The sequence below is a fragment of the Aquabacterium sp. CECT 9606 genome (genome assembly GCF_918741295.1).
GTDB lineage: Bacteria > Pseudomonadota > Gammaproteobacteria > Burkholderiales > Burkholderiaceae_C > Aquabacterium.
On record NZ_CAKKNB010000005.1, the window covers coordinates 66,509 to 77,114 of the forward strand.

The 10,606-nt window shown below is 64.1% G+C and carries 12 protein-coding genes; 7 read left to right on the forward strand and 5 right to left on the reverse strand.

Features of this window, described 5'->3' with window-relative positions:
* Position 1: 1 nt before the first annotated feature.
* Positions 2-2,239: a penicillin-binding protein 1C gene (gene pbpC, locus LQ232_RS21610; protein WP_371820353.1), complete on the forward strand. Its 2,238-nt coding sequence runs from the start codon at positions 2-4 to the stop codon at positions 2,237-2,239.
* Here pbpC and LQ232_RS21615 read toward each other — a convergent pair.
* From LQ232_RS21615 to LQ232_RS21635, 5 genes are all read right to left on the reverse strand, one after another.
* Entirely contained in the window at positions 2,201-3,493 is a 1,293-nt protein-coding gene (locus tag LQ232_RS21615) for an RNA polymerase sigma factor (protein WP_371820354.1), read from the reverse strand. The genes pbpC and LQ232_RS21615 overlap by 39 nt on opposite strands.
* A complete protein-coding gene (locus tag LQ232_RS21620; RefSeq protein ID WP_230182465.1) occupies positions 3,493-3,906 on the reverse strand; it encodes a VOC family protein in 414 nt (137 codons plus the stop codon). The genes LQ232_RS21615 and LQ232_RS21620 overlap by 1 nt, the downstream gene beginning before the upstream one ends.
* A complete protein-coding gene (locus tag LQ232_RS21625; protein WP_230182466.1) occupies positions 3,903-4,433 on the reverse strand; it encodes an SRPBCC family protein in 531 nt (176 codons plus the stop codon). Before LQ232_RS21625 ends, LQ232_RS21620 begins: the two co-directional genes overlap by 4 nt.
* 14 nt (positions 4,434-4,447) lie before the next feature.
* Positions 4,448-4,807 carry a YciI family protein gene (locus tag LQ232_RS21630; protein ID WP_230182467.1) on the reverse strand — a complete coding sequence of 120 codons (360 nt, stop codon included), beginning with the start codon at positions 4,805-4,807 and terminating at the stop codon, positions 4,448-4,450.
* 101 nt (positions 4,808-4,908) lie between these two features.
* Positions 4,909-5,265, reverse strand: coding sequence for a YciI family protein (locus LQ232_RS21635; RefSeq protein ID WP_230182468.1), 357 nt, complete (start codon positions 5,263-5,265; stop codon positions 4,909-4,911).
* Positions 5,266-5,431: 166 nt separating this feature from the next.
* Between LQ232_RS21635 and LQ232_RS21640 the strand changes: the two genes are divergently transcribed.
* The 6 genes from LQ232_RS21640 to LQ232_RS21665 all read left to right on the forward strand — a co-directional run bounded on the left by LQ232_RS21640 (position 5,432) and on the right by LQ232_RS21665 (position 10,605).
* Positions 5,432-5,644, forward strand: coding sequence for a heavy metal transport/detoxification protein (locus LQ232_RS21640; protein ID WP_230182469.1), 213 nt, complete (start codon positions 5,432-5,434; stop codon positions 5,642-5,644).
* A 66-nt stretch (positions 5,645-5,710) separates the two neighbouring features.
* Positions 5,711-6,319, forward strand: coding sequence for a DUF2239 family protein (locus LQ232_RS21645; RefSeq protein WP_230182470.1), 609 nt, complete (start codon positions 5,711-5,713; stop codon positions 6,317-6,319).
* 52 nt (positions 6,320-6,371) lie between these two features.
* Positions 6,372-6,959, forward strand: coding sequence for a TetR/AcrR family transcriptional regulator (locus tag LQ232_RS21650; protein WP_230182471.1), 588 nt, complete (start codon positions 6,372-6,374; stop codon positions 6,957-6,959).
* A 62-nt stretch (positions 6,960-7,021) separates the two neighbouring features.
* Entirely contained in the window at positions 7,022-7,729 is a 708-nt protein-coding gene (locus LQ232_RS21655) for an SDR family oxidoreductase (RefSeq protein ID WP_230182472.1), read from the forward strand.
* Positions 7,730-7,759: 30 nt separating this feature from the next.
* Entirely contained in the window at positions 7,760-9,184 is a 1,425-nt protein-coding gene (locus tag LQ232_RS21660) for an MFS transporter (protein ID WP_230182473.1), read from the forward strand.
* Positions 9,185-9,351: 167 nt separating this feature from the next.
* Positions 9,352-10,605, forward strand: a complete 1,254-nt coding sequence (locus LQ232_RS21665) for a glucose-1-phosphate adenylyltransferase (protein WP_371820355.1) — start codon at positions 9,352-9,354, stop codon at positions 10,603-10,605.
* Position 10,606: the final 1 nt, after the last annotated feature.

Sequence of the window (10,606 nt, forward strand, 5' to 3'; positions counted from 1 at the left end):
CATGATGGGCAGCACTTGGCGTTCATGGTGTGTGCTGGCGGCTGGGGCCATGGCCTGCACCGCCGCGCTGGCCTTGCCCAGCTTCGAGCAGGTCAAGGCGCGGTACCGGTCGTCGGATGCCGTGCTGCTGGACCGCCATGGCGAGCCCGTTCAGCAGCTGCGCGCCGACACACGCGCCCAGCGGTCGGATTGGGTGCCCTTGGCGCAGGTGTCGCCCGCTTTCCGGCAGGCCTTGCTGTTCTCGGAAGACAAGCGCTTCTACGAGCACGGTGGCGTTGATTGGTCTTCCGTCGGTGCTGCCGCGTGGGCCAACCTGTGGAACACCCGCACGCGCGGCGCCTCTACCGTGACCATGCAACTGGCCGGCCTGCTGGACGCCGAACTGGCCACGCCCAAGGGCGGCCGGTCGCTGAGCGCGAAAGTGGGCCAGGTCAGCACCGCCTGGCAGTTGGAACGCCAATGGCGCAAGGACCAGATCCTGGAGGCCTACGTCAACCTCGTCGGCTTCAGGGGCGAGTTGGTCGGCATTGGGGCCATGTCAGCCCGCTTGTTCCAGAAGTACCCGAGTGGCCTGAACGCCCAGGAGGCGGCCATTGCCGCAGCCTTGGTGCGCGCCCCCAACGCCAAGCCCCTGGCCGTGTCCAGCCGCGCTTGCGGCATCCTCACCGCGCAAGGCCGGGCCAAGGCGTGCGTGTTCTTGTCCACCTACACGGAACAGGTCCTGGCCAGCCGCCCCGCTGAACGTCTGGACGCTGACCGCCAGATCGCGCCTCATCTGGCACGCCGGCTGTTGGCCTTGAATGCAGCCACCGCAAGCGCGGCCAAGCCAGTCTCTCTCAAGAGCACCTTGGATGCGCGTCTGCAGCGCTTCACCCGAGACACCTTGCGCCAGCACCTGGCAGGCCTGCAAGAGCGCCATGTGGAAGACGGCGCCGTCATCGTCATCGACAACGCCTCGGGCGATGTGCTGGCCTGGGTGGGCTCCAGCGGCGGCGGCCTGTCGCAAGCGGCCGAGGTCGATGGGGTGATGGCCTTGCGTCAGGCGGGTTCCACGCTCAAACCCTTTCTGTATGAGATGGCCATGGAGCAGCGCTGGATGACCGCCGCCTCCATCCTGCACGACTCGCCGGTGGACTTGTCGACACCCGGCGGCCTCTACATTCCGCAAAACTACGATCGCCACTTCAAGGGACCGGTGTCAGTGCGCACTGCCTTGGCCGCCTCGCTCAACGTGCCGGCCGTGCGCACCCTGGTCATGGTCACGCCCGAACGTTTCGCGCAGCGCTTGAAAGCCCTGGGCCTGCCTCTTAAACGCAATGGCGATTACTACGGTTACAGCCTGGCCTTGGGCTCGGCCGAGGTCACCCTGGCCGACCTGAGCAACGCTTACAGGTCCCTGGCCAATGGCGGCGTTCACACGCCACTGCGCATGCGCGCCACGGACCCGGCGCTGGCCCCGAAAGCCGTGATGGACTCCGGCGCCAGCTTCATCGTCAGTGACATCCTGGCCGACCGCGAAGCCCGTGTGCCCACCTTTGGCCTGGACAACGCCCTGGCCGCGCGCTACTGGGTGGCCGCCAAAACCGGCACCAGCAAGGACATGCGCGACAACTGGTGCATTGGTTTTTCAAAGCGCTACACCGTGGGGGTTTGGGTGGGCAATGCGAGCGGCGAACCCATGTGGGATGTGTCGGGCGTAAGCGGCGCTGCGCCGGTGTGGCGCACGGTGATGGACGAGCTTGAGCGCCGGGCCGGGCCCTTGCTGCCACAGGCATCGGGTGCACCCGCCAGCGTCGTTCAAACCGCGGTGAGCTTCGATCGGCAACTGGAGCCTCCGCGCCAGGAGTGGTTTTTGGAGGGTACGCAACAAAGCCACATCCAGCTGGCCAGCCTGTCGGGCTCGGCCCGCTCACTGATCACTGCCCCGGCTGACCGCACCGTCATCGCGCTGGACCCCGACATCCCGCCCCGGTCGCAGCGCTTGACTTTGAGCGCCGCGCCGGGCGTGCCCTCTCAATGGGCCTGGCGCCTCGACGGCAAGCGCCTTGGCCCCGCCAAACCGATGCTGTGGACCATGTGGCCAGGTCGGCACCATCTGGCCTTGATTGATGCGCAGGGCCAGACCATGGCCGAGGTGAAGTTCGAGGTGCGCGGTGCCGGGCTCAAGCCCGACAAGCCGGGGCAAAGGTTGGCGGCCAGTTCAAGGCAGGTCCGGCCCCAAAGCCCGGGCACGTTCTAGCAGTAACTCACGCTCGCGCGCATTGCCCGCCAGTTCGGCCGCGCGCTCGAACTCTGCGCGGGCTTCCAGCGTGCGGCCCAGCTTGGCCAGCAAGTCGCCACGCACGCTGGGCAGCCATTGGTAGCCTTGCAGTGAGGGATCCTGGCGCAACTCATCCACGATCTGCAGGCCCGCGGCCGGCCCGAAGGCCATGCCCACCGCCACCGCCCGGTTCAGCTCCACCACGGGTGAGGGCGCGGCCTGGGCCAGGGCGTCGTACAAAGCGGCGATGCGCGTCCAATCGGTCGCATCGCCGGTGCGGGCCCGACCATGGCAGGCCGCGATCGAGGCTTGAAGGGCGTAGGCGCCCAGCGCTTGCCCCGTTGATTCGGCCAGCGCTTCGGCACGGGCCAGCGCGTTCAGCCCGCGCCGGATCAGCAGGTGGTCCCAACGGGTGCGATCCTGGTCCAGCAGCAAGACCGGCTTGCCCGATGCATCCACCCGGGCGGCCACCCGCGATGCCTGCAATTCCATCAAGGCGATCAGTCCATGCGCCTCGGCCTCGTGGGGGGCAAGCTCCGCCAGCATGCGGCCCAGCCGCAAGGCTTCATCGCACAGGGCTGGGCGCATCCAGTCTTCGCCGCTGGTGGCGGTGTAGCCCTCGTTGAAGATCAGGTAAACCACCTCCAGGACGGAGGCCAGGCGTTGCGCCAGGTCTTCGCCGCGTGGCACTTCGAAAGGCACCTTGGCCGCCGTCAGCGTGCGCTTGGCGCGGACGATGCGTTGCGCGATCGTGGGTTCGGACACCAAAAAGGCCCGGGCAATCTCCTCGGTCGTCAGCCCGCCCAGCAGCTTCAAGGTCAGTGCCGCGCGCGCCTGCGTGGACAACAGCGGGTGGCAGGCAGTGAAGATCAGCCGCAGCAGATCGTCGCCGATTTCGTCGGCCCGGGCAGCATCCAGCGCTTCCACGAAATCAGGCACGATCAAGGCCTCCTGGGCTTGCAGATCATGGCCAAGCTCTTGCAGCTTGCCCTCGATCATCTTGGCTCGCCGCAAACGGTCAAGGGCCCGGTTCTTGGCTGTGGTCATGAGCCAGGCGCCCGGGTTGTCCGGAACACCTGAGCTGGGCCAGTGCTCCAGTGCCGTGACCAGGGCATCCTGGGCAAGCTCTTCAGCCAGGCCGATGTCGCGCACCATGCGCGCGATCCCCGCGATGATCTTGGCCGATTCGATGCGCCAGACCGCCTCGATGGCTTGGTGCGTGGCCGTTGCCATCAGAACTGGGGCGGCGCGGCACTCAGGTCCATGTGCATCACCTCCCAGAGGTGGCCGTCCAGGTCTTCAAAGCCATGCTCGTACATGAAACCGTGGTCCTTCGCCTCCTTGGACGCCTTGCCACCGGCGGCGATGGCCTTCGCCACCATCTCATCGACCTCGGCACGGCTGTCGCACGACAAGCACATCAGCACCTCGGTGCTTTGGTGGGCATCGGCCACCGCCTTGCGGATGAAGCTCTTGAAGAAGTCCTCGACCAGCAACATCACGTAGCTGTGGTCTTCCGAGATGACCATGCAGGCCGCTTTCTCGTTGGTGAACTGCTGGTTGAAGCCAAAGCCCAGGCTGCTGAAAAATGCCTTGGTCTTGTCCAGGTCGCGGACGGGCAGGTTGACGAAGATTTGACGGCTCATGATGTTTGCTCCGCTTTGGTTTTCAGATTGGCCAGGCCGGTCTCGAAATCACGGCCCACCATCTGGTCCATGTTGATGAAGATGCCCACCAGCTTGTACATGAAGGGCGCGGCGCCGCGCATGGCCCAGGTCACCTGGGCGCCATCGGCAACCGGCGCGAGCGTGAACTCGACCTGGTTGTGGCCTTCGAAGGGTTCGATCATGTCCAGCCGCATCGAGACCTTGTCGGGCGCCGAGGCGGTGATTTCAATGCTCCCTTTGCCGACGTCCTTGTTGCCCTCGAAGTAGTAGTGCGCGCCGGGCCCCGCCGCCGGCCCGCGGTAGGCGCCCTTGATGGCGGGATCCTTCAGGTTGTAGGGGTTCCAGGTGTTGAACTGGTGCAGGTCGTTGATGAGCGGATGCAGCTTGGTGGCTGGCGCCTTGATGCTGACGCTGCGCTGGATGGTGAAGGTGTCGGGCTTGCTAGCTGCGTAAACCAGCAGGCCGGCCACGCCCACGGCCGCCACGATGAGGATGGTCTTGACCACGTCGTGCTCCTTGTTCATTGTTCGTGCAGCTGGCGGGCCTCGATCTCGGCCCCCATGCCCTCGCCCGCGGGGGCTGGAAACCGACGCGACCATTCCAGTGCTTCGGCGCGCGAGCGCACCTGGATCAGCGCATAGCCAGCCAACAGCGTTTGGTGGCCGGTGGACGACGGGCCATCAAGCACCGTGCCTTGTCCGCTGGCGCCGTAGCGCACCTGCCAGCCCGTGGATGAAGGCTGCAAACCCGATGCGTCCAGGAGCACGCCGGCCTTGGCCAGTTGCTCGTGGTACTGGGCCATCGAGGCGAGCATGGCCGCGTCGGATGTGACGCAGTCCCCACTGTCGGACGTCGATTTCACCATGATCATGAATCGCATCTGGATGCTCCTGGTTTGCCGTGAATCCCTCAGGCCACTTCAGCCCTTCATCCACACGACGAACCAGGCGACGCGGTTTCGACACCCGCCTCGCTCATTTTTTAATCTTGGTAACAGGGGGCAAGGGCGCGCACTTCGATCTCGCACCATTCGGCCGCCGGGCATTGCGCGGCAATCGCGATGGCTTCATCGCGGGTCTGGCAATCCAGCAAGAAGAAACCGCCGATCATCTCCTTGGCTTCGGCGAAGGGGCCATCCAACACGCGGCGCTGGCCACCTCGCACGGCCACGCGCGCGGCGCCATTCTGCGATTGCAGGGATTCGCTGGCCAGCAGCAGCCCACGCTCCTTCAAGTCGGCGCCAAAGCGAACCATGCTGGCATACGCTTCGCGGCCTTCGGCTTCCGTGCGGGTGAGCCGTTGTCCAACGGGCTCAACGATCAGCAACATGTAGGGCATGGCGGTGTCCAGAAATGGGGTTGAAGAAAGGCAGATCAAGCTGCCCGGAATGATATCGCCCAACCCCCTGTGAGGCCTTGTCTTGACGGTCCGGGCGAAAAGGTCGACAAGGAAAGTCCAGCACGCCAAAAGCGTTTTTGATACTCAACCCAGAAGGAGCAAGACCATGACCATTGGTTCAGAAGTCCATGTGAATGTCCGTGACCTCGCGGGCCCGCAATGTGTGCAAAAGGTGACCCAGGCCATCCAGAAGCTCGACCCGACTGCCCTGGTGCAGTTCGATTTGCAACAAGGGTTTGTGGACGTGGTCACCACGCAACCCGAGAAAGCCGTCCTGATGGCCATTCAGGAACAAGGATTTCATCCACAGCTGTCTTGACGGCCATCGAATAAATTTACCCGGGTTTAATTGACAAAGTTGTTTTATCCGGGTAATATTCCTTGCATGGAACATTCATCACACAATTTGGCCACCGCCTTCGTAGGGCACCGCCTGCTGGCCACCGGCTCACTTCCTGAGGTCGCACTCGCTGTGAAAGCAGCGGGCGACACAGTCGATTCGATCCTGGTGTTCAAGGACGCCACGGGCGCGCTCGTCGATCTGGACCTTCGTGGTTCTGAGCAAGACATCTTGCGGCGCCTGGAACCAGCGCCGAGCGCGCCGCCCTTCGGGGCTGACGAAGCGGCTACCGTGGAGCCCCGTGGCCGCGGACGGCCGCGTTTGGGCGTGGTGGCGCGCGAGGTGACCTTGCTGCCCCGCCATTGGGAATGGCTCAACGCCCAGCGGGGCGGTGCCTCCGTGGCCCTGCGCAAGCTGGTGGAAGAGGCGCGGCGCGCATTGCCTGATCAGGAGCGCAAGCGCCAGTCGCAAGAGGCCGCTTACCGGGCGATGTCTGCCTTGGCAGGCGATCTGCCCAATTTCGAAGAGGCCAGCCGCGCCTTGTTCGCCGATGACGCCGCACGACTGGCTGATTTGGCACAGGCCTGGCCTGACGACATCCGTCGCTACGTTCTGCGCCTGGCAGGGCAGCAGGACGAACATTCATTTGCCTGAGTCATGCTTTGATGGATATGATGACCATCATAAATTGTGCTAGCATGGTGACATGGACGCTAAACCCAGCCGCCGCGAAGTTACCCACGATCGCATAGTCGAAACCGCCTCACGGGCCATCCGGCGTGCGGGTTACCAGGGTGTGGGCGTGGCCGACATCATGAAAGAAGCCGGCCTCACGCACGGTGGCTTCTACGCCCACTTCGCCTCTCGCAACGCCTTGCTGGTCGAGGCGCTGGAACGCGCGGGCCAAGATGGCGCGGCCCACATGAGGCGCCGCATGGCCGAGCGTCAGGCCCAGGGCGCCAGTGAGTTCCGTGCCCTGGTCGAATCCTATTTGTCAGATGCCCACCTGGGCGGTGCAGAGCATGGCTGCCCGGTGGCGGCCTTGTGCTCCGAAATGCCCCGGCAGGCGCCCGAGGTGCGCGAGGCCTCGGCGCAGCGCGTGCAAGGCATGGTCAGTTTGGTGAAAAAGGCACTGCCCGCCAACACCCCTGCCAGCACGGCCATGGTGGTTGCCAGCACCATGGTGGGCGCCTTGCAAATGGCCCGCGCTTTGGGCGACAACGCTCAAGGCAAGGCGCTGCTCAAGGCCAACCGCCAAAGTTTGATCACGCAGTACGAGCCGTCCGGTGGATAAGCCGGTGGCTTTTTTTTAACCCGAAAATATGATGATCATCATAAATTGTTAAGGACATCACCATGAAACTCGACAACGCTGTGGTTCTCGTCACCGGTGCCAACCGGGGCCTGGGGTTGGCATTCGCCAAAGAGGCGCTCGCCCGTGGCGCCCGCAAGGTGTACGCCGGTGCGCGTGACCCTTTGTCGGTCACCCTGCCTGGCGTCATCCCTGTGAAGCTGGACGTGACCAACCCCGCCGATGTGGCCCGGGTGGCCGCCGAATTGGGCGACGTCACCTTGCTGGTCAACAACGCGGGCATTGCCAACTTGGGCGGCTTTTTGGCGGCCAACAGCGTGGCATCCGCCAGGGCACACATGGAGACCAACTTCTTTGGCCCCTTGATGTTGAGCCAGGCTTTCGCGGGCGTTCTGGCCGCCAACGGCGGTGGCGCCATCGTGAACGTGCTGTCCGTGGTCAGCTGGATCAACTCGCCGGTGCTGGGTGTTTACAGCGCCAGCAAATCAGCAGCATGGGGGTTGACCAATGGCTTGCGCCACGAGTTGCGTCAGCAGAAAACGCAGGTGCTGGGCTTGCACGTGGGCTTCATCGACACCGACATGACGGCCGGGTTTGACGCGCCCAAGACACCCCCTGGTGTGGTGGTGGCGCGCACCTTCGATGCGCTGGAAGCCGGTGCCGACGAAGTGTTGGCCGATGAGTTCACCCAACAGGTCAAGCAAGGCTTGTCGGCCGAACCGGGCGTGTACCTGGCTCCGGCCGACGCTTGACCACAACACCACCCTGACAGGACCGCCGCCATGCGCTCAGCAGCCAGCCACCTCGCCATCCATGTGGTACCGCCACACCCGCCAGCCCCGGCAGCCTCACCTTGGCCGGCCTTCTGGATCGCCAGCGTGGCGGTGTTCCTGGTCTCGCTGGACAGCACCATGCTGTTCGCGGCATTTGGCGCCCTGCGCAACGCCTTCCCGCAGGCCTCGGCTGCGGACATGTCGTGGGTGCTCAATGCCTACACCGTGGTCTACGCCGCCATGTTGATCCCCGCGGGTGGGCTGGCCGACGCCCACGGGCGCAAGCGCGTGTTCATGTTCGGCGTGGTGCTGTTCCTGGCCGCCTCGGCGGCCTGCGGCTTGTCGGGCAGCGTGGGCTGGCTGATCGCGGCGCGCGTGTTGCAGGCCATCGGCGCGGCCTTGCTGACGCCCGCCTCCTTGTCCATTGTGTTGGCGGCGTTTCCACAAGACAAGCGCGCCGTGGCCATCAGCCTGTGGGGAGCGGTGGGTGGCCTGGCGGCGGCCATCGGGCCCAGCCTGGGCTCCTTCGTGGTGGATGCCGTGGGTTGGCAGTGGGCCTTCTACCTGAACCTGCCCCTGGGCGCGATCGCGTTGTGGCGTGGCGCCTCCAGGCTGACCGAATCGGTTCGTCCAGACACCCGGCGCCGCGTTGACATGGTGGGAGTGGGCCTGCTGATCGTGGCGGTGGGCACGATTGCCTTGAGCATCGTGCAGTCGGATGCGCCCAGCTGGCACCGGACCGATCTGGTGATGACCTTTGCCACGGGCGTGATCGCCTTCATTGGCTTCATTGCCTGGGCCCGCTTCACGCCCGCGCCGTTGGTGGATCTGGGTCTGTTCAGGCACCGCACCTACAGCTACGTCAACCTGGCGACGCTGGCGTTTGGCATCGCGTTTTCAATGATGTTCTTCGCCTTCTTTTTCTACATGACCGGTGTGTGGCACTACACCTTGCCACGCGCGGGTCTGGCCATCACCCCGGGGCCTTTGCTGGTCATGCCGGTGGCGATCATCACGGGGCGGCTGGCAGGGCGCCTGGGGCATCGGCCTTTCCTGGTGGGGGGCGGCTTGGTCTATGCGGCGAGCGGCTTGTGGTTCTTGCTCGTGCCAGGCGAGACGGTGAACTACCTGCGTGATTGGTTGCCGGGCTTGCTGCTCAGTGGCGTGGGTGTGGGCATGGTGTTGCCTTCATTGTCGGCCGCGGCCGTGAACAAGCTGCCGCCGCAGCACTATGCGGTGGGCAGCGCCGTCAACCAGGCAACGCGCCAGATCGGCTCGGTGCTGGGGGTGGCGATCACGGTGGTGTTGATCGGCCATGGCAGTGCGCAGCATGCCGACTTCCAGCCGGTGTACATCATCCACGTGGCTTTGGCCTTGATCACGGCGGCGCTGTGCTGGCCCGTCAACACGCGGCCCGAGCCGCCCAAGCCTTGACGCGCAGCTTTTACAGGCGCGCACGACAGGATTACACGCGAGTCCCCCAGAGTTTCCAGTTTTACGCCATGGAATAAATGGGCACGCCAATTGCCCCAGTAGGTCATCGATCTACAAGGACTTTTGGCCATGACTGCAAACCCTAACCTGACTCAGCGGAGGCTGCCATGATTGCTGGCAAAAACGTGCTGGCTTTCGTGATGGCAGGCGGGGAGGGCACGCGCCTGCACTCGCTGACCGCCGATCGGTGCAAGCCCTCCGTGCCGTTCAACGGCAAGCATCGAATCGTGGATTTCGTGCTCAGCAACCTGGTCAACTCCGAGATCTATTCGGTGTACCTGCTGGTGCAGTACAAATCGCAGTCGCTGATCGAGCACGTTCGGCAGTCGTGGACCATGAGCCGGTTCATCCCCAACCATTTCATCACCGTCGTGCCGCCGCAGATGCATTCGGGCAAGGAGTGGTTTCAGGGCACGGCCGACGCCATCTTTCAAAACATCCATTTGATTGAAAGCGCCCAGCCCGACCTGGTGGCGGTGTTTGGGGCCGACCACATCTACCGCATGGATGTGCGCCAGATGGTGGAGTTCCACCTCAAGACCCAGGCCGATGTGAGCGTGGCGACCTTGCCGGTGCCCCTGTCGCAAAGCCCATCGTTTGGCATCGTCGAGACGGATGACGAGCACCGGGTAGTCGATTTCATTGAAAAGCCGCCTACCGCCAAGTCCATGCCGGGACGCCCCGGGCATGCGCTGGCCTCAATGGGCAACTACATCTTCAAAGCCGACGTGTTGCTGAAAGAGTTGAAGCGTGCCAAAGAGCTGGGGGAAAGCGATTTTGGCAAGCACATCCTGCCGCGCATGATGAAGACGCACAAATTGGTGGCCTACGACTTTGCCACCAACGAGATCCCTGGCACCCAGCCTTATGAAGAGGCGGCCTATTGGCGAGACGTCGGCACCATCGATGCGTACTTTGAAGCCCATTTCGACACCCTCGGCGCCAAGCCGCGCTTTCGCATGAGCAACCCTCAGTGGCCCATTTATTCAAGCAACGATTCCGCTGAGTCGGCCCAGATCGAAAACGGCATGATCAACCGGTCTGTGGTGGGGTCGGGCAGCGTGATCAATGGTGCCCGACTTGACCATGCCATGCTGCGCCGTTCGGTCATCGTCGAACCCGATGCGCAGCTGGAGCATTGCATCGTGATGGAGCGCTCGGTGATCAGTGCTGGTGCCCGCATCAAGCGCGCGATCATCGACCAGAACAACCACATTCCGCCCGGCGAGTTGATCGGGCATGACCTGGAGAAAGACCGCCAACGCTTTCATGTCAGTGAAGGCGGGGTGGTCGTGGTGCCCCGAGGGTACTTTTCGGGCACGGTTCCCGTGGAGCGAGAACTCACCAGCCGGCACGCCTGAG

Excerpts from the sequence above, each read along its gene's own strand:
- LQ232_RS21630 (WP_230182467.1), bottom strand. The coding sequence starts at position 4,807 with ATGCGATTCATGATCATGGTGAAATCGACGTCCGACAGTGGGGACTGC.
- LQ232_RS21665 (WP_371820355.1), top strand. The coding sequence starts at position 9,352 with ATGATTGCTGGCAAAAACGTGCTGGCTTTCGTGATGGCAGGCGGGGAG.
- pbpC (WP_371820353.1), top strand. The coding sequence starts at position 2 with ATGATGGGCAGCACTTGGCGTTCATGGTGTGTGCTGGCGGCTGGGGCC.
- LQ232_RS21660 (WP_230182473.1), top strand. The coding sequence starts at position 7,760 with ATGCGCTCAGCAGCCAGCCACCTCGCCATCCATGTGGTACCGCCACAC.
- LQ232_RS21640 (WP_230182469.1), top strand. The coding sequence starts at position 5,432 with ATGACCATTGGTTCAGAAGTCCATGTGAATGTCCGTGACCTCGCGGGC.
- LQ232_RS21645 (WP_230182470.1), top strand. The coding sequence starts at position 5,711 with ATGGAACATTCATCACACAATTTGGCCACCGCCTTCGTAGGGCACCGC.
- LQ232_RS21635 (WP_230182468.1), bottom strand. The coding sequence starts at position 5,265 with ATGCCCTACATGTTGCTGATCGTTGAGCCCGTTGGACAACGGCTCACC.
- LQ232_RS21620 (WP_230182465.1), bottom strand. The coding sequence starts at position 3,906 with ATGAGCCGTCAAATCTTCGTCAACCTGCCCGTCCGCGACCTGGACAAG.
- LQ232_RS21615 (WP_371820354.1), bottom strand. The coding sequence starts at position 3,493 with ATGGCAACGGCCACGCACCAAGCCATCGAGGCGGTCTGGCGCATCGAA.
- LQ232_RS21655 (WP_230182472.1), top strand. The coding sequence starts at position 7,022 with ATGAAACTCGACAACGCTGTGGTTCTCGTCACCGGTGCCAACCGGGGC.
- LQ232_RS21650 (WP_230182471.1), top strand. The coding sequence starts at position 6,372 with ATGGACGCTAAACCCAGCCGCCGCGAAGTTACCCACGATCGCATAGTC.